Annotated in this window: 17 protein-coding genes; 4 read left to right on the top strand and 13 right to left on the bottom strand. The window is 67.4% G+C overall.

Annotated elements, in window-relative coordinates; translation table 11 throughout:
- Positions 1–35 precede the first annotated feature (35 nt).
- Together KB874_RS00370 and KB874_RS00365 are read left to right on the top strand one after the other, a co-directional pair.
- Complete coding sequence (locus tag KB874_RS00370; protein ID WP_212534553.1) at positions 36–728, top strand: DUF502 domain-containing protein; 693 nt, start codon at positions 36–38, stop codon at positions 726–728.
- A gap of 112 nt (positions 729–840) precedes the next feature.
- Positions 841–1,761, top strand: coding sequence for a calcium/sodium antiporter (locus KB874_RS00365; RefSeq protein ID WP_212534552.1), 921 nt, complete (start codon positions 841–843; stop codon positions 1,759–1,761).
- Here the strand turns inward: KB874_RS00365 and KB874_RS00360 are convergent.
- The 13 genes from KB874_RS00360 to KB874_RS00300 all read right to left on the bottom strand — a co-directional run bounded on the left by KB874_RS00360 (position 1,758) and on the right by KB874_RS00300 (position 15,066).
- Positions 1,758–2,798, bottom strand: coding sequence for a patatin-like phospholipase family protein (locus KB874_RS00360; RefSeq protein ID WP_212534551.1), 1,041 nt, complete (start codon positions 2,796–2,798; stop codon positions 1,758–1,760). The two genes, KB874_RS00365 and KB874_RS00360, sit on opposite strands and share 4 nt — an antisense overlap.
- Before the next feature lie 89 nt (positions 2,799–2,887).
- Complete coding sequence (locus tag KB874_RS00355; RefSeq protein ID WP_212534550.1) at positions 2,888–4,186, bottom strand: HupE/UreJ family protein; 1,299 nt, start codon at positions 4,184–4,186, stop codon at positions 2,888–2,890.
- Between the two features lie 144 nt (positions 4,187–4,330).
- The gene (phoB, locus tag KB874_RS00350) at positions 4,331–5,020 is read right to left on the bottom strand and encodes a phosphate regulon transcriptional regulator PhoB (protein ID WP_212534549.1); all 690 of its coding nucleotides are present in this window, start codon (positions 5,018–5,020) and stop codon (positions 4,331–4,333) included.
- 3 nt (positions 5,021–5,023) lie between these two features.
- The gene (phoU, locus tag KB874_RS00345; RefSeq protein ID WP_212534548.1) at positions 5,024–5,755 is read right to left on the bottom strand and encodes a phosphate signaling complex protein PhoU; all 732 of its coding nucleotides are present in this window, start codon (positions 5,753–5,755) and stop codon (positions 5,024–5,026) included.
- Between the two features lie 10 nt (positions 5,756–5,765).
- Positions 5,766–6,563 (bottom strand): phosphate ABC transporter ATP-binding protein PstB, encoded by a 798-nt coding sequence (gene pstB / locus KB874_RS00340; RefSeq protein ID WP_212534547.1) that lies wholly within the window; start codon positions 6,561–6,563, stop codon positions 5,766–5,768.
- Between the two features lie 25 nt (positions 6,564–6,588).
- Positions 6,589–7,920, bottom strand: a complete 1,332-nt coding sequence (gene pstA / locus KB874_RS00335; RefSeq protein WP_212534546.1) for a phosphate ABC transporter permease PstA — start codon at positions 7,918–7,920, stop codon at positions 6,589–6,591.
- Positions 7,917–9,389 (bottom strand): phosphate ABC transporter permease subunit PstC, encoded by a 1,473-nt coding sequence (gene pstC / locus KB874_RS00330; RefSeq protein ID WP_212534545.1) that lies wholly within the window; start codon positions 9,387–9,389, stop codon positions 7,917–7,919. The genes pstA and pstC overlap by 4 nt, the downstream gene beginning before the upstream one ends.
- Positions 9,390–9,483: 94 nt before the next feature.
- The gene (locus tag KB874_RS00325; RefSeq protein WP_212534544.1) at positions 9,484–10,521 is read right to left on the bottom strand and encodes a substrate-binding domain-containing protein; all 1,038 of its coding nucleotides are present in this window, start codon (positions 10,519–10,521) and stop codon (positions 9,484–9,486) included.
- Between the two features lie 101 nt (positions 10,522–10,622).
- Entirely contained in the window at positions 10,623–11,699 is a 1,077-nt protein-coding gene (locus tag KB874_RS00320; RefSeq protein WP_212534543.1) for a sensor histidine kinase, read from the bottom strand.
- Complete coding sequence (locus KB874_RS00315; RefSeq protein WP_212534542.1) at positions 11,699–12,889, bottom strand: trans-sulfuration enzyme family protein; 1,191 nt, start codon at positions 12,887–12,889, stop codon at positions 11,699–11,701. Before KB874_RS00315 ends, KB874_RS00320 begins: the two co-directional genes overlap by 1 nt.
- A gap of 116 nt (positions 12,890–13,005) precedes the next feature.
- Positions 13,006–13,527: a gamma carbonic anhydrase family protein gene (locus KB874_RS00310; protein ID WP_212534541.1), complete on the bottom strand. Its 522-nt coding sequence runs from the start codon at positions 13,525–13,527 to the stop codon at positions 13,006–13,008.
- Positions 13,524–14,171, bottom strand: coding sequence for a guanylate kinase (gene gmk / locus KB874_RS00305; RefSeq protein WP_212534540.1), 648 nt, complete (start codon positions 14,169–14,171; stop codon positions 13,524–13,526). Before gmk ends, KB874_RS00310 begins: the two co-directional genes overlap by 4 nt.
- A gap of 4 nt (positions 14,172–14,175) precedes the next feature.
- On the bottom strand, positions 14,176–15,066 hold the full coding sequence (locus KB874_RS00300; RefSeq protein ID WP_249200197.1) for a YicC/YloC family endoribonuclease: 891 nt from the start codon (positions 15,064–15,066) through the stop codon (positions 14,176–14,178).
- Between the two features lie 237 nt (positions 15,067–15,303).
- On the opposite strand from KB874_RS00300, the gene KB874_RS00295 reads away from it, so the two are divergent.
- Both KB874_RS00295 and KB874_RS00290 read left to right on the top strand, forming a co-directional pair.
- Positions 15,304–16,011, top strand: coding sequence for a PAS domain-containing protein (locus KB874_RS00295; RefSeq protein WP_212534539.1), 708 nt, complete (start codon positions 15,304–15,306; stop codon positions 16,009–16,011).
- Positions 16,012–16,157: 146 nt separating this feature from the next.
- A complete protein-coding gene (locus tag KB874_RS00290) occupies positions 16,158–16,736 on the top strand; it encodes a hypothetical protein (RefSeq protein WP_212534538.1) in 579 nt (192 codons plus the stop codon).
- Positions 16,737–16,770 lie beyond the last annotated feature (34 nt).

The raw sequence follows: 16,770 nt of genomic DNA, 5'->3' as shown, positions 1-16,770 counted from the left end.
GTTGCCGCCATGCCTTGTCCGCGGACCCGCACTACATGACCACGCCTTTCGACCCGAAGCCCAAGCGGCCCGGCCTGCTGGCCAGCCTGCGCGCCTCGTTCCTGACCGGGATCGTGGTAATCGCGCCGGTCGGCCTGACAATCTGGCTGATCTGGACGCTGGTCGGCTGGGTCGACGGGTTCGTGCTGCCGCTTGTGCCGCAACGGTTCAACCCCGAGCAATACATCGGCATCAACCTGCGCGGCGCGGGCGTCATCATCTTCCTTCTGTTCACCATCACGGTGGGATGGGTCGCCAAGGGGCTGATCGGACGCTCGCTGATCCGCCTGGGCGAGGGGCTGGTCGACCGCACGCCTGTGGTCCGCTCGATCTATTCCGGCATCAAGCAGATCGCCGAGACGGTCTTTGCCCAGTCCGAGCGCAGCTTCGAAAAGGCCTGCCTGATAGAGTATCCGCGCAAGGGGATCTGGGCCATCGGCTTCATCTCGACCGAGGCCAAGGGCGAGATCGCCGACAAGGCCGCGACGATGAACGGGCTGACCTCGGTCTTTGTTCCGACCACGCCGAACCCGACCTCGGGGTTCCTGCTGTTCTTCCCGACCGAGGACGTGATCGAGCTGGACATGACGATAGAGGACGCGGCCAAGCTGGTGATTTCGGCGGGCCTCGTCTACCCGAACGGCAAGGATGCCAAGGCCGCGATCGAGGCCCTGCGCAAGGCATCTTGACCGCCCGGCCCCACGGGACGCGATATTTTCGCGCCACCCTTGCAGCACCCCGGACCTCGCCCCACCTGACGGGCAATGAGGCCGACGGAACCGGCCCGGAACGGAGTTTTCCTTGGATATCCTGTATGTCGCCCTCGGGCTGATCCTGCTGGTCGCCGGCGGGGATGCACTGGTCAGCGGCGCGGTGGGCGTGGCCCAACGCCTGCGCCTGTCGCCGCTGGTGATCGGTGTCACGCTGGTCGGTTTCGGCACCTCGCTGCCCGAACTTCTGACCTCGCTTCAGGCCGCCTGGCGCGGCAGCCCCGGTATCGCGCTTGGCAACGTGGTCGGCTCGAACATCGCCAACGTGCTGCTGATCGGCGGCGTGGCCGCCACGATGGTGGCGATCCCGGTGGCGCGCGGCACCCTGCGGCGCGACGGCGTCTGGATGCTGGCAGCCTCGCTGGCGGCGCTGGCGCTGACCCGGCTCGAAACGCCGGGTCCGCTGCTGGGCGGCGCGCTGATGCTGGGCCTCGCGGCCTACCTGCTGCACGCCCTGCGCAGCGGCGAGCGTGGCCCCGAACTGCCCGAGAGCGCGCCCTCGGTCGGGCCCAACGTGCTGCGCCTGGTCCTTGGGCTGGGCGCCACGATCGGCGGTGCCGCGCTGCTGGTCGAGGGCGCAAGCGCCCTGGCCCGCGATGCCGGCCTGTCCGAGGCGCTGATCGGCCTGACGCTGGTGGCGGTCGGCACCTCGCTGCCCGAGCTTGCGACCAGCGTGGTCGCGGCGCGGCGCGGCGAAGGTGCGCTGGCGCTGGGCAACATCCTGGGCTCGAACATCTTTAATATCCTCGGTATCCTCGGCGCCACCGCACTGCTGGCGCCGCTGCCGATCGATCCGGTGATTGCCGGGTTCGACATCTGGGTGATGCTGGCTGCCGCGGTCCTTCTGGTCGTGCTGGCGCGCACCGGCCGCACCCTGGCGCGGTGGGAGGGCCTGTTGCTGCTGGCGCTCTACGCCGTCTATATCGGATGGCTTGCGCGCGGCGTGCTCTAGCCGAACATGCCCCGCAGGTCCGCCGTCTGTCGGTGGCCCAGGTCGTCGCGATGGGCACGCAGGAAATCGTCTGCCGCGCGCCGGCCGGCCTCCTTCAGGTTGCGCAGCAGCGAGGGCACGGGAACGACCTTCGTCGCCACCGACAGCGTGTTCATCAGCGCGTCGTCGGCGATCATGTGCAGCCGAGGCTTTTTCATCGCGCCTTCGGTGACGGATCCCGCCTCGATCAGCCGCTGGACGAAGTCGATTGCCCGCAATTCGCGCAGCAGCGACGAGTTGAAGCTGATCTCGTTGATCCGGTTCTGGATCTCCTGCGGCGTCACCGGCAGCGCGTCGCGCCGCAGCGGGTTGATGTTGACCACCACGATGTCGTCCGGCAGGTGCGGCTCGAACATCGGGAACAGCGCCGGGTTGCCGCTGTAGCCACCATCCCAGAATGCCTCGGGCTGGCCGGTCAAGGGGTCCTCCACCGTCACCGCCTGGAACAGCGTCGGCAGGCAGGCCGAGGCAAGGATCGCCGCGGTATCGATCCGGTCGCCACGAAAGATCCGGATCTTGCCGTCCCGCACGCAGGTCGCGCAGACGAAGAACTCCGGCCCTTCGCGGGCGCAGACGCGGCCGAAATCGAACTGCGCCACCACCCGCTCCAGCGGGTTGCGATACAGTGGCCCCCAGGCATAGGGCGACAGCATCCGCCCCACCGCATCGCCCCAGACATAGGGAAGCGAGTATTCGACCGACCGGCTGATCGCCGCGGGCGCAGGCAGAAACGGATCGATCCAGGCCGGCAGCGCCATGTCGTCCAGCGCGCCGATCTGCCCCCAAAGCCAGTCAAGGTTCTCGCGCGCGCCCTCGCGCCCGCCCTTCAACCAGCCCGCCTTCAGCGCCGCCCCGTTCAACGCCCCTGCCGAGGTGCCCGAGATCGCCGCGATCTCGACATCCTCTTCGTCCAACAGCCGGTCGAGCACACCCCAGGTAAAGGCGCCATGCGCACCGCCGCCCTGCAAGGCCAGGTTGATCCTCACCGTGTCACCCATCGAAAGGCCCGCCTCTTCATCTTGCCCGATAAACTCCGGACGAGTCGCGCCCCAGCGCGACGGGGGCAGAGCCCCCTGCCCGGCCTGCCTTACAGGAACACCCGCTCGACGAACCACCAGGCGCCTACGCAGGCGATGGCCAGCGAGGCCGGCATCGCCACAAAGCGGCGATAGGCGTGCAGCTTGTCGACGTTGCTGACCGCCAGCGCGCAGAGCACGCAGAGCGCCGCCAGCGGCCAGAAGAAGGTGGGTGCCCCTGCCCCCATGGCCTCGACGAAGCCCGGCCCGTTCAGCGCAAAGCTGAGACCCAGGAACAGCAATGCGCCCACGCCGTAGACGACCTGACCGGTGCGCACGTCGGTATCCAGTCGGTCCACCCGCTGCGCCAGCGCGACCAGCAGGAAGGCGCCGGCGATCACCGTCAACTGGCCAAACTCGACGCCCACGTTGAAGCCGATCAGCGCGGGCACGAACTGCGCCTCGGGCAGGCCGAACTCCTGCAACACGCTGGCAAAGCCCAGCCCATGCAGCAGGCCGAAGACGAAGATCACCGCCGGCCGCCAGCGATGCAGCTTGTCCGAGACGATGTTCTCGACCGCGACATAGACGATCGAGGCGGCGATGATCGGCTCGACGATGCTGCCGGGGATGGTGACGTATCCCAGCGCTCCCAGAGCCAGCGTCACTGTATGCGCAAGCGTGAAGGCCGAGACCTGCCACAGCAGCGGTCCCATCCGCGTCGACAGGAAGAACAGGCCCAGCACGAACAGGATATGGTCCAGCCCCTTGGGCAGGATGTGGTCGAACCCGACCGGGATATAGCCTGCAAAAGTGCCGAGCGCACCCTTGGCGTCGCCCCCGGCGACCGCGATGGGTCCGGTGCTGTCGCCGGCGAGATAGCCAGTATAGCCGTCCTCGACGTCGATCTGGCGCAGGATCAGCGTGCCGTAGCGCGCGGGCCAGGACATCTCGACCGACGCCGTCCCGGGCGGCAGCGGCGCCTCCAGCCGCAGCACGGTCTCGCGCGGCAACTCGACATTGCCCACCGGCTCACCGATCGTATCGGCAACGGTGAAATCCATCGGCGCGCCATCGGCGGCAAAGCCGAGAGCGGCGATGATCCCCGGCGCGGCCTCGCGCAGCCGTGCCGCGATCTCGTCAGCCGGCAGCGCGCGCAACGCGTCGACCGCGTCCGAGCCGTCGGTCTCGTTCGTGTCCTCGACGCCCTCCAGGTCGATCCCGGCCAGCAGCGCCTCGGCGTTCAGCCGCAGGTCCAACCGGATCACGCCGTCTTGTGTAGCCAGATCGCCGATGGCCGGGCGCACCTCGTGGGCGGTGGCCGCCGCGACCGTGGCGATCCAGATCAGAAGTCCGAAAATGAGACGCATGGGTTATCCTCCTGTCTTGCCGCAGGACATGACACGCGGCGGGCCAAGGTCAACGGGGGAATTGGCCCCCTCGCCCTGGCTCCGCCCATGATTGCCTCGAACGCTCCACTGGAGCGTACGGCGATGCTCCGCACCCGACCGCAATCACCCCAGGGAATACCCCGCTCCACGGACCGTGCGCAGCGGATCGTCGCCGCCCGTGGCACAAAGCGCCTTGCGCAGCCGGCCCACATGCACGTCCACCGTGCGGCTGTCGACATAGATGTCGCGGCCCCAGACCCGGTCGAGCAGCTGTTCGCGCGACCAGACGCGGCCGGGCTTTTCCATGAAGGTCGACAGCAGGCGGAACTCTGTCGGCCCCAGCTTCAGCTCCTTGCCCGCGCGGGTCACGCGGTGGGTTTCGGAATCGAGCACGATGTCCTGGTAGTCCAGGCGCAGACCCGCTGCCGCGGGTCGCGTGCGGCGCAACTGTGCCCGCACCCGCGCCATCAGCTCGATCACCGAGTAGGGTTTCACGACGTAATCATCGGCGCCGGTTTCCAGCCCGCGCACACGGTCGACCTCCTCGGTGCGGGCCGACAGCATGATGATCGGCGTGTTCCGCGTCTCGGGCCGGGTCTTGATCTGGCGGCAGACCTCGATCCCCGAGACCTTGGGCAGCATCCAGTCCAGCACGATGATGTCGGGGTTCTCCTCGTCGACCAGCAGCAGCCCCTCTTCGCCGTTCTCGGCATGCAGCACGCGGAACCCCTCGGCCTCGAGGTTGTAGCCCAGCACCTCGCGCTGTGCGGGCTCGTCCTCGACGACCAGGACCGTGGGACGATCCGGGCTCATGGATCAGACCCCGTCCGTGCCGCGTGCGATTGTCGGGCCGGCATCCATCGCCGTGCTGTCGGCCTTGACGCGGTTTTCGTCGGGCTTGTGACCCGAGGTCAGGAACACAACCTGCTCGGCGATCGAGGTGACGTGGTCTCCCATGCGCTCGATGTTCTTGGCGATGAAATGCAGGTGCATGCAGGCGGTGATGTTGCGCGGATCCTCCAGCATGAAGGTCAGGAACTCGCGGAACAGCGTGTTGTACATCTGGTCCACGTCGGTATCGCGCGAGATCACGTCCATCGCCAGCGCCTCGTCGCGCTGGATATAGGCGTCGAGCGCATCCTTCAGCATGCCCTCGACATCCCGCGCCATGCGCCGCAGCGAGGCGGCGGTGCCGCCGATGGGCTGCATCTGGACCAGCACGCCGGTGCGCTTGGCGATGTTCTTGGACAGGTCGCCGATGCGTTCGAGGTTGTTCGACATGCGCATCACCGACAGGATCACCCGCAGGTCGATGGCCGTCGGCGCCCGGATGGCGATCACGCGCGCGGCCTCGGCGTTCAGGCTTTCCTCGAGCGCGTCGATGGCCGCGTCGCCCTTGCGGACGACCTCTGCCAGTTCGGTGTCGCGCGTCTCGAGCGAGCGGGTCGCGTCGCCGATGGCGGCCTCGACAAGGCCGCCCATCTTCATGATTTGCGCCTGGATCCCTTCCAGGTCGCGGTCGAAGGCAGAGACGATGTGCTGCTTCATTGTGGGGCTCCTAGCCGATCCGGCCGGTGATGTAGCTCTCGGTCCGGGGATCCTCGGGATTGGTGAAGATCGTGCTGGTGTCGCCGAATTCCACCAGGTTGCCGAGATGGAAGAAGGCGGTGCGCTGGCTGACGCGGGCGGCCTGCTGCATCGAGTGGGTGACGATCACGACCGAGTAGTTCTCGCGCAGCTCGTCGATCAGTTCTTCGACCTGCGCAGTGGCGATCGGGTCGAGCGCTGAACAGGGCTCGTCCATCAGCAGCACCTCGGGTTCGGTGGCAATGGCGCGGGCGATGCACAGGCGCTGCTGCTGGCCGCCGGACAGGCCGGTGCCGGGTGCGTTCAGCCGGTCCTTGACCTCTTCCCAGATGGCGCCGCGGCGCAGGGCGCGTTCGACGATCTCGTCGAGTTCCGCCTTGTTGCGGGCCATGCCGTGGATGCGCGGGCCATAGGCGATGTTGTCGTAGATCGACTTGGGGAAGGGGTTCGGTTTCTGGAACACCATGCCGACCTTGGCACGCAGTTGCACCGGGTCCACGCGCTTGTCGTAGATGTCCTCGCCGTCCAGCAGGATAGAACCCTCGACGCGGCAGATCGGGATCGTATCGTTCATCCGGTTCAGGCAGCGCAGAAAGGTGGACTTGCCGCAGCCCGAGGGGCCGATGAAGGCGGTCACGGTCTTGTCCTCGATGTCCACGTCCACGTCCTTGATGGCGTGGTTGTCACCATAATGGACCTGCACCCCGCGCGCGGCGATCTTGATCTCGTTCACGTCCACCTCTTTCTGCCTGTGCAGTGCGTCGTACATCAGGATACCCTTTCCGGTCGCGCGATTACCAGCGCCGCTCGAAGCGGCGGCGCAGGACGATTGCGACGAAGTTCATGGCCAGCAGGAACACAAGCAGCACGATGATGCCGCCCCAGGCCTTGTCGTAGAAGGCCACGTCCGACCGCGCGGCCCAGGTGTAGATCTGCGCCGGCATGGCCGAGTTCGGCTCGACGAAGCCGTCAAGGAAGCCGTCGGGATAGCCGCGCGCGACAAAGCCCACCATGCCGATCAGCAGCAGCGGCGCGGTTTCCCCCAGTGCCTGAGCAAGACCGATGATCGTGCCGGTCAGGATGCCCGGCATCGCCAGCGGCAGCACGTGGTGGAACACCGCCTGCATCTTGGACGCGCCAACCCCCAGCGCTGCGTCGCGGATCGACGGCGGCACCGCCTTGAGCGAGGCGCGGGTCGAAATGATGATCGTGGGCAGCGTCATCAGCGTCAGCACCAGCCCGCCCACCAGCGGTGCCGATTGCGGCAGGTGCATGAACTGGATGAACACCGCCAGGCCCAGGATGCCGAACACGATGGACGGCACCGCCGCCAGGTTCGAAATGTTCACCTCGATCAGGTCGGTAAAGCGGTTCTTTGGCGCGAATTCCTCGAGATAGATCGAGGCCGCGACGCCGATGGGCAGCGACAGGACCAGCACAACCAGCATCATGAAGAACGACCCGACGACAGAGGCGCCGATACCCGCGCCGCCGGGATTGTCCACGCCCGAATCCGCGCCGGTGATGAAGTTCCAGTTGAAGGCCTGCTTCAGCAGGCCCGCGTCGGAAAGCGCGTCGACCAGATCGAGGTCGCTGAGCATCAGGAAGCGCGATTCAACCAGCGTGTCGCGCGTCACGCGGCCGTTGAAATAGCCGTCGACCCGGCTGGACGCGGACAGTTCGAACGACACCGGCCGGCCAAGATCGCCGGGATTGGCGCGGTAATGCTCGCGCAGGTTCGAACCGATCTTGCCCAGAAGGCGCTCGATTGCGGCCGGGTCGAAATCCATCTCGATCCCGCGCTCGGCCAGTTTCCCCTCCATCGCGGCGATGAAGTAGTCCTGGTAGGCGCCGGTCTTCATCAGCTTGCTTTCGGCGTCGTCGAACTGCTCTTGCGTCAGGGTGAATTCGACGGCGACGACAGTCTGTGTGAAGGCGGGGATGCCCGAGCGGACGATCGTCACCGTCAGGACGACAAGGAAGAACAGGCCGATCAGGATGGCCACGATGCCATAGGCCTTGAACCGGGATTCCGCTGCGTTGCGCTTTTTCGTCAGCGCGTCCAGCTGGTGCAGCGAGGACTTGCGCGGCGCGGGCTGGCCGTCGTGCAGGGTCGCGTCGGTCATTCGTATTGCTCCCGGTATTTGCGCACGATGTAGAGGGCAAAGACGTTCAGCCCCAGCGTCAGCACGAACAGCGTCATCCCCAGCGCGAAGGCGACCAGCGCCTCTGGGCTGGCGAAATCGGCGTCGCCGGTAAGCTGGCTGACGATCTTGGCGGTGATCGTGGTCATCGCCTCGAACGGGTTCAGCGACAAACGCGCCGCCGCCCCTGCCCCCAGCACCACGATCATCGTCTCGCCGATGGCGCGGCTGGCGGCCAGCAGGATCGCGCCGACGATGCCGGGCAGCGCGGCAGGCAACACCACCTGGCGGATGGTTTCGGATTGCGTGGCGCCCAGCCCGTAAGAGCCATCGCGCAGCGATTGCGGCACCGCGTTGATGATGTCGTCCGACAGCGAACTGACGAAGGGGATCAGCATGATGCCCATGACCAGGCCCGCGGTCATCACCGCCGTGCCCGACTGCATGATGTTCAGCCCGTCCTTGCCGAAGACCCCGACCAACAGTGGCCCGACCGTCAGCAGCGCGAACAGGCCGTAGACGATGGTCGGGATGCCGGCCAGCACCTCGAGCAGGGGCTTGACCACCGAGCGGACGCGCGGCGTGGCGTATTCCGACAGGTAGATCGCCGAGAACAGGCCCACCGGCACCGAAAACGTCAGCGCGACGATCGAGATATAGATCGTGCCCCAAAGCAGCGGCAGGATGCCCAGTTCCGACGCCCCGCCCCGGCCGGAAAAGCTGGGCGCCCAGGTGGTGCCGAAGAAGAAGTCGGTCGCGGGATAAAGGCGGAAGAATTCCCAGGTGTTGAACACCAGCGACAGGACGATTCCCAGAGTGGTCAGGATCGCGATGGAGGCGGCGGCCAGCAGCAGCGCGCGCACGCCCTGCTCGACCGTGTTGCGGGCGCGGAACTCGCGCTGCGTCTCGCGCAGGCCAAATCCCAGCCCCGCCAGAGCGGCTGCCAGCACGGCGAAATCCATGATGAGGGCGCCGGTCGCGTTCATCGCGCGGAACATCTGCGCGGCGTCGAGGATCGGCCGCGTGATCTGGCTGGTGATGATCTGGCCGGCTTCCTTCAGCCGCTCGGACACGGCGTCGGGATCGGCCTGCGGGTCGCGGGCCTCGTCGGCGCTCAGCAGGCCCTGCGCCACGGCGCTGTCCAGCCCGGCGGCGGTGCGGCGCACCTCGGCCATCAGGAGGTCGCGCGAGGATCCCTCGGCGATGGCGGCCTCGGGCAGCGTGGCAGAGACCGTCGCGTTGACGTAGAGCGGTTGCGCCAGCAGCCAGACCAGCAGCAGCCCGCCTGCCGGCACCAGCGCCTTCAACGCAACGTTCCAGCCGTAATAGGACGGCAGCGAATGCAGGTCGCGGATGTTGCCACCCGCGCTTTGCAGCGCGCGCGCCCGACCGGCGAAGAAGCCAGCCGCCGCCAGCGCCGTCACGATCACGATGAGCCAGAGTAATGGCATGAGCCCGCGCCCCTAGTCCGTTGGTGAAAAGGTCCTAAAAGGAAACGGGGGCGGCGGAATATGCCGCCCCCGGCAGAACGGGCGTGACCCGGTCTTACATGCCGCTGCTCAACGTCACTTCGTCGGCGACGATCTGCTGCACCGCGGCCAGTTCCGGATCGGACACCAGGCCGTAGTTGGCCAGCGGGCCGGTCGGGCCGGCCAGTTCGTCGGACACGAAGAACTGTGCGAATTCCTTCAGGCCGGGGATGACGCCGATATGCGCCTTCTTGACGTAGAAGAACAGCGGGCGCGACACCGGGTATTCACCCGTGGCGATGCTCTCGGTCGAGGGCGCGACGCCCGACATGGTGGCGACCTTCAGCTTGTCCTGGTTGTTCTCGAAGAAGGCCAGGCCGAACACGCCGATGCCGTTCGGGTTGGCGTCGATGCGCGCCAGCGTCTCGGTATAGTCGCCGTCGATGTCGACCGACTTGCCGTCGGTTCGCACGTCAAGGCAGGCGTCCTCGGCGTCGTCCTCGGACATGCCGCCGGCGATCATCGCCGCCATTGCGCCGGTGGCCTCGCAGCCCGGCAGCAGGACCTTTTCTTCGAACACTTCGCGGGTACCGTGCTTGGTGCCGGGGATGAACATGGCGACCTCGACCGCCGGCAGGTCGGCATTGAAATCGGCCCAGGTGGCGTAGGTGTTGTCGACCAGGGCACCGTCCTTCATCACCTTGGCGCCGATGGCGTTGTAGATGTCGGCGGGCTCGAAGGCGGCAAAGGCCGGGCCGGTCTGCTGGCTGGCAAAGACGATTCCGTCATAGCCGATGCGGACCTCGATGATGTCGGTCACGCCATTGGCCGCGCAGGCCTCGACCTCGGCCGGACGGATCTGGCGCGACGCGTTGGCCACGTCGATGGTGTTCTCGCCAACGCCTTCGCAGAAACGCTTGAGGCCTGCCGAGGACCCACCCGATTCGACGACCGGCGTCGGGAAGTCGGTGTTGTCGCCAAAGACTTCGGCGACGATCGAGGCATAGGGCAGAACGGTCGAGGACCCGGCCACCTGAACGTTGTCGCGGGCAGCGGCGGCTGTGGCAGAAACGGCCGCGATCGCCAGGGCCGAGGCGGTCATCTTGAAGGTCATGGGATAGCTCCTGTCTGAATCCGTGCGATCATCCCCACGATGATCTTGCGCGGACAGCTAGACCCGGCGCGCGATGCTTTTGTGACAGGGACGTAACAGTTTTATGACAGGCCGCGCTGCCCTTGCGAACCCCCCGCCTCGGCCGGATCGGCCGGCAGGATAAGCGTGAAGACGCTGCCCTCGCCCGGCGTGCTGTCGATGCGCAGCCAGCCGCGATGACGGTTCACGATATGCTTGACGATGGCGAGGCCCAGCCCGGTGCCGCCCATCTCGCGGCTCCGGTGATCGTCGACGCGGTAGAATCGCTCTGTCAGGCGGGGGATGTGATGCGGGTCGATCCCCGGCCCGGTGTCGCGCACCGCGATTCTAACGCCCAGCGCGCGCAGCCGCGGCTCATAGTCCGGGCCGGTCAACGTGACGGTCACGACGCAGCCGCGCCCGCCATACTTGATGGCGTTCTCGCACAGGTTCGTCAGCACCTGCCGCAACTGGTCGGGATCGGCTGGAATGCGGACCGGCGCCTCGGGCAGGTCGGCGCGCAGCGTGACGCCCGCCTCCGCCGCCAGCGGCGCGAGACCGTGCAGGCAGGACTGGATGAGCGCCGCCGGGTCGACGGGTTCGGTCGGGCGGACACGCTCTTCGGCCTCGACCCGGCTGAGCGACAGCAGGTCGCCCACCAGCCGGTTCATCCGGTGCGCCTCGCGCTCCATGATCGAAAGGAACCGCTCCTGTCCCTTCGGATCGTTGCGCGCAGGCCCCCGCAGCGTCTCGATGAAGCCGATCAGCGCGGTCAGGGGCGTGCGCAGCTCGTGGCTGACATTGGCGACGAAATCGCGCCGGATCTGCCCGGCCCGCTGCACCGCGCTGGTGTCCTGGAGACAGACCAGCGCCGAGGCCCGCGCCCCGGCATCCACCGGCCGCACCGTCACCCGGAAGGTCACGTCGCGCTGGTCGACCCGTGCCAGGTATTCGACCTCGCGGGCCTGGCCCTCGCGCAGGCAGGTCTCGACGGCCTCGATCAGCACCGGCTGGCGCAGCGCGGTGATGAAGTGCCGCCCCGCGATGCCCTGCCCGAACAGCGCCCGCGCCTCGGCATTGGCCGCCTCGATACGCTCGTCGGCCCGCACCAGCAGCGCGGGCAACGGAAACGCGTCGAGGCAGGCCGCGGCCTGGGTCATCAGACCTGGCGCGCCGCGGACAGGCCCGCATCGAAACAGGCGATCAGCGCCTGCGGATCCTCAAGCCCCACCGAGACGCGGAAGAACCCCTCGGAAATCCCCAACGCCGCGCGTCCCTCGGGCGTCAGCGCCCGGTGCGAGGACGAGGCAGGATGCGACAGCGTCGTGCCCACGTCGCCCAGCGTCGGCGCAAAGGCGATCCCCTCTGCCGCCCTGGCAAAGGCATTGGCCGCCGGCCGCCCGCCCTCGATCTCGAAGCTGAGCATGTTGCCGCCCCGGCCTTGCAACAGGCCCTGCGCGCGCGCCGAATCCGGGTGGTCGGGCCGCGTGGGATAGAGAACGCGCGTCACGCCCTTCTGCCCCGCAAGGTGCGCACCCAGCCGTTGCGCGGTCTCCTGCGCACGGGCAAAGCGCAGATCGAAGGTCGCCAGCCCCCGCTCGGCCAGCCAGCAGTCGAAGGGGCTTGCCGTCAGGCCGGTGGTTACCGCGAAGACCCGCATCGCGTCCAGCAGCGCCCGGTCCTTCGCGCCGACCCAGCCCAGCGTCACGTCGGAATGCCCGGCCAGAAGCTTGGTCACCGAGTGCAGCACGATGTCCGCGCCATGCTCCAGCGGCCGGATCGCGGCGGGCGTGGTAAAGGTGTTGTCCACGACCAGCAGCACGCCCTTGTCCTTGCAGGCGGCGGCGATGCCGTCGATATCCGCAACCCGCAGCGTCGGGTTCGACACGACCTCGACCAGCACCATCCGCGTCTCGGGCCGGATCGCCGCGGCAAAGGCCCTCGCGTCGGTCGGATCGGCCAGCGAGGTGGCGATTCCCAGCCGCGGCAGGTCTTCCTTCATCATCCGCAGCGACCGGCCATAAAGCTGGTCCGCCCCCAGCACGTGATCACCCGAGCGGCACAACCCCAGCAGGACCGCCGTCACCGCCGCCATGCCGGACCCCAGCGTGATCCCGTCCTCGAGCCCCTCCATCGCCGCCACGCGCCGCGCCAGCAGGTCGGCATTGGGGTGCCCTTCTCGCGCGTAGGTATGGCCGAATACCCGGCCCTCGTATTGCGCATCCAGCGCGTCGGGGCAGTCCGAGGCATAGACGACCGAAGGCATGATCGGCGTCACAACTGGGCGCGAGGCGCCCACCATCGGCGCCACCGGCCGTTGCAGACTGGGTTTCATCTCGCCATCGCTCATGCTGGCAGGTTCCTTGCTTCCACTGGTTTCCTGTTGCCCGGCCCGTTTCATATGGCCGGGAATATCCCGGGGGAGACTGCTCTGCGGGAGCAGCGGGGCAGCGCCCCCTGCCCCGCTCAGAGCGCGCGCAGCCCCCGGGCAAAGCGCGCCGCATTGGCCTGGTAGCCCAGCGCCGAGCGGCGCAGCCCTTCGATCGCCGCCTCGTCGAGTTGCCGGACGACCTTGCCCGGCATCCCCATCACCAGGCTGCCATCGGGGATCTCCTTGCCTTCGGTGATCAGGGCGCCGGCGCCGATCAGGCAGTTCTTCCCGATCTTCGCCCCGTTCAGGATCGTCGCGCCCATGCCGATCAGACAGTTCTCGCCGATCGTGCAGCCATGCAGCATGACCTTGTGACCGATGGTGCAGCCCGGCCCGATCACCAGCGGATAGCCCTTGTCGGTATGGCAGACAACGTTCTCCTGGATGTTCGAGCCTTCGCCCAGCCGGATTTCCTCGTTGTCGCCGCGCAGGGTGCAGCCGAACCAGACGCTTGCGCGCGCCTCCAGCACCACCCGACCGATCAGGTTGGCATCCGGGGCCACCCAGGCATCCCCGGCAACCTCGGGCGCAATTCCGTCCAATGCGTAAAGCGTCATGACACGTCCTCGAATTCGTCCTGGAGCCGGCGGACATGCTCCACCAGCCAAGGCTGTTGCAGGCGGCGCAGGCGCGTCGCCGTCAGGATGGTTTTCAGCCGGTCGAAGGTCTGGTCAAGATCGTCGTTCACCAGGACGTAGTCGTAGCTGCCCCAATGGCTGATCTCGTCCCAGCTTTTCTGCATCCGCTTGGCGATGACCTCGGGCGAATCCTGGCCGCGCGTCTCAAGCCTGCGGCGCAGTTCCCTGATCGAGGGCGGCAGGATGAAGACAGACAGCGTGTTTGGCCCCAGTGCCGAGTTCACGATCTGCTGCGCGCCCTGCCAGTCGATGTCGAAGACCACGTCGCGCCCCTCTTCGATGGCCTGCTGCACCGGCGCACGCGGACTGCCGTAGAAATGGCCGAAGACATGGGCATGTTCCAGCATGCCGCCATCCGCGACCGAGCGCTTGAACTGCTCGGGCTTGAGGAAATGATAGTCCTTGCCGTCCACCTCGCCCGGCCGCGGCGCCCGGGTGGTGGCCGAGACCGAGAAGGTCAACGAGGGGTCCCATTCCAGCAGTCGCCGGGACAGGGTCGACTTCCCCGCGCCCGACGGCGAGGACAGGATGATCAGCAGGCCGCGTCGGCCGGTCGTCTGCATGGGCTCACTCCACGTTCTGGACCTGTTCGCGCATCTGGTCGATGACGGTCTTGAGCGCGAGCCCCACCTGTGTCAGCCGCCCGTCGCCGGACTTGGAACACAGGGTATTGGCCTCGCGGTTGAATTCCTGGCACAGGAAATCCAGCTTGCGCCCCACCGCGCCGGGTTCCGCCAGCAGGCTGCGCGCGGCATCCACATGGGCGCGCAGGCGGTCGAGTTCCTCGGTGATGTCGGATTTCACCGCGATCAACGCCAGTTCCTGCGCAACGCGGGCCGCGTCGGCGCCCTCGGCATTCTCCATCACGCGGGCCAGTTGCGTCCGCAGCCGCGCGGCCTGCGCATCGGCGCGGCTTTCAGCGATGGCGGCGGCCTCGGCTGTGTATGCGGCGATCTCGTCGATCTGCCGGGTCAGCACCTGCATCAGCGCCGCGCCCTCCTCGGCGCGCATGGCGCAGAAGGCGTCGAGAGCCGCGTCGAAATCCGCCAGCAGCGCGTCGCGCAGCGCCGCGATGTCGGCCTCGGCGGTCTCGGTGGTCAGGATGCCGCGAAGGGTCACGATCTCGGCGGCGGTCGAGGGCGCCAGCGACAGGCCCTGCGCCATCGCCTCGGCCTCGATCCGGGCCATCGCACCCAGCACCGCGCCCAGCTGCGCCTCGTCGAGGCGCATTGGCGCGGCATCGTCGCCGGCGGTCAGCTTGAGCGAGACCTGGATGTTGCCGCGCACCACCCGCGCTCCCAGTGCCTTGCGCAGCAAGGGTTCGAGCCCCTCGATCCAGTCCGGCAGGCGCAGGCGCAGGTCCAGGCCCTTGCCGTTGACGCCACGCAGTTCCCACAGCCAGGCGTGGCCCGCGCCATCCCCCGCCTTCGAGGCGAAACCCGTCATCGATTGCCGCATGCGCCGGCCTCCCTTCGCTCGTCTCCGGGGTATCCGCCCGCAACCGGCAAGGCAAGCCGTCGCTGCGCGTCACCCGGGCCGCGACACGCTTTGCGGGATTTAGCGCAGGGTTAACCTTTGGGTCACAAATGAGGCGAAATCGGGGCGCCGATCTGCTAGTAAGGTTTCAGTAAGCAATATGACGCGACGCTGTCCGATCGGGGGCTTGGGCAGCGCGGAGTTGACAGGAGCGACGTGATGTTCGGCAACGGTGGGAACGACCAGGATATCGTCTCGATGACGGATCGGGACAAGGCGCGCAGGCTGGCCCCGCTGCGTACGGTCGAGGCCTATTGGCACGGGCTGTGCGACGGGACGCAGGTGCCGCTGCGCAGCGATGTCGACCCGCGCGGGATGGAAAATGCGCTGGAATTCGCCTTTCTCATCGAACGGATCGCCCCCAGCCTGGCCAAGATCCGGGTTGCCGGCTCGCACCTGTCGGACCTGCTGGGCATGCAGGTCGCGGGCATGCCCCTGTCCAGCTTCATCGCGCCCGAGGACCGCGACCGGTTCGGCGCGGCGGTGGCGCGGCTGTTCGCCGATCCGGCGGTGGTGCGCATCACGCTCGAGGCCGAGGGCGGTTTCGGCAAGCCTGCGATGACCGGCCACATCATCCTGATGCCGCTGCGCTCGGATTTCGGCGAGGTCAGCCGCGGCCTTGGCGCGATGGTGACCGATGGCCGGATCGGGCGCACGCCGCGCCGGTTCCGCGTGACCGCGATCGATGTCGAGTCGGCACCCTCGGCAGGCGTCGTCGCCCCGGCGACCACCGGTGATGCGCCTGCCCCGCGCGCGCCGCGCCCCGCGCCCGCCGTCACCCTGCCGCCCGCCGCACCGGCCCGGTCCACCGCCGCAGCCCCACAGCGTCAGCGCGGGCACCTGCGGCTGGTCGTGTCGAACGACTGAGCGGCCTGAAGGTCACGAGGCAGGACAAGGCAGATTTTCAAGCAGCTTCGCTTTGGGGACTTCCGCGACTTGACCCGTGTCAATCCTTCAACACGCCGACTGCTGTAACCATCGCGCTATCCGAACCCAGATCAGGAGAGCTCGCGATGACGTCGCATAAAGCCACGGAAACCCGCACCACGGTCATCGATATCCCAGAAGCAGTCGGTGTCTTCGACAATTTCGACGCCCTGCAAGCCGCCTTCTACGATCTGCGCATGGTCGGCTTCAGCCGCTACGACATCAGCCTTTTGGGCGACGAGAAAGCGCTGAAGGAGAAACTGGGACAGAGCTACTGGCAGTCGAAGGATCTCGAGGACAATCCGGACGCACCGCGTGCGGCCTTCGTTTCGGAAGAAGCCATCGGCGAACTCGAAGGCGCCATCGCCGGCGGATTCTTCTTTCTCGGCTCCTACATCGCGATGGCGGCGATGCTGACCCCGCTCAGCACGCTCGCGGCTTCGGTGGCGGCCATCGCCATCGGCGGAACCCCGGCGGCGGTCATCGGCACCTTGCTGGCGCGGCGGGTCGGCAAGCATCATCGGGATTACTACGCCGAGCAGATCGCGCATGGCGGCATCCTGGTCTGGGTCCGGGTGGCGGACAAGGAAAAGGAGGAACTGGCCGTGAAGATCCTGAAAGGCCATTCTGGCCGCGACGTGCACGTCCACAACTGGAGCAACTGATCGCCCGACTGCGCAAGACGAATGGCCCGCCGTA

The sequence above is a fragment of the Thetidibacter halocola genome, from assembly GCF_018224955.1.
In the GTDB taxonomy this organism is placed as follows: Bacteria; Pseudomonadota; Alphaproteobacteria; order Rhodobacterales; family Rhodobacteraceae; genus Thetidibacter; species Thetidibacter halocola.
The sequence above is the reverse complement of the archived record's forward strand: the minus strand, read 5'-3'. Positions and strand labels throughout refer to the sequence as shown.

Excerpts from the sequence above, each read along its gene's own strand:
- KB874_RS00370 (WP_212534553.1), top strand. The coding sequence starts at position 36 with ATGACCACGCCTTTCGACCCGAAGCCCAAGCGGCCCGGCCTGCTGGCC.
- KB874_RS00360 (WP_212534551.1), bottom strand. The coding sequence starts at position 2,798 with ATGGGTGACACGGTGAGGATCAACCTGGCCTTGCAGGGCGGCGGTGCG.
- KB874_RS00355 (WP_212534550.1), bottom strand. The coding sequence starts at position 4,186 with ATGCGTCTCATTTTCGGACTTCTGATCTGGATCGCCACGGTCGCGGCG.
- phoB (WP_212534549.1), bottom strand. The coding sequence starts at position 5,020 with ATGAGCCCGGATCGTCCCACGGTCCTGGTCGTCGAGGACGAGCCCGCA.
- phoU (WP_212534548.1), bottom strand. The coding sequence starts at position 5,755 with ATGAAGCAGCACATCGTCTCTGCCTTCGACCGCGACCTGGAAGGGATC.
- pstB (WP_212534547.1), bottom strand. The coding sequence starts at position 6,563 with ATGTACGACGCACTGCACAGGCAGAAAGAGGTGGACGTGAACGAGATC.
- pstA (WP_212534546.1), bottom strand. The coding sequence starts at position 7,920 with ATGACCGACGCGACCCTGCACGACGGCCAGCCCGCGCCGCGCAAGTCC.
- pstC (WP_212534545.1), bottom strand. The coding sequence starts at position 9,389 with ATGCCATTACTCTGGCTCATCGTGATCGTGACGGCGCTGGCGGCGGCT.
- KB874_RS00325 (WP_212534544.1), bottom strand. The coding sequence starts at position 10,521 with ATGACCTTCAAGATGACCGCCTCGGCCCTGGCGATCGCGGCCGTTTCT.
- KB874_RS00320 (WP_212534543.1), bottom strand. The coding sequence starts at position 11,699 with ATGACCCAGGCCGCGGCCTGCCTCGACGCGTTTCCGTTGCCCGCGCTG.
- KB874_RS00315 (WP_212534542.1), bottom strand. The coding sequence starts at position 12,889 with ATGAGCGATGGCGAGATGAAACCCAGTCTGCAACGGCCGGTGGCGCCG.
- KB874_RS00310 (WP_212534541.1), bottom strand. The coding sequence starts at position 13,527 with ATGACGCTTTACGCATTGGACGGAATTGCGCCCGAGGTTGCCGGGGAT.
- gmk (WP_212534540.1), bottom strand. The coding sequence starts at position 14,171 with ATGCAGACGACCGGCCGACGCGGCCTGCTGATCATCCTGTCCTCGCCG.
- KB874_RS00300 (WP_249200197.1), bottom strand. The coding sequence starts at position 15,066 with ATGCGGCAATCGATGACGGGTTTCGCCTCGAAGGCGGGGGATGGCGCG.
- KB874_RS00295 (WP_212534539.1), top strand. The coding sequence starts at position 15,304 with ATGTTCGGCAACGGTGGGAACGACCAGGATATCGTCTCGATGACGGAT.
- KB874_RS00290 (WP_212534538.1), top strand. The coding sequence starts at position 16,158 with ATGACGTCGCATAAAGCCACGGAAACCCGCACCACGGTCATCGATATC.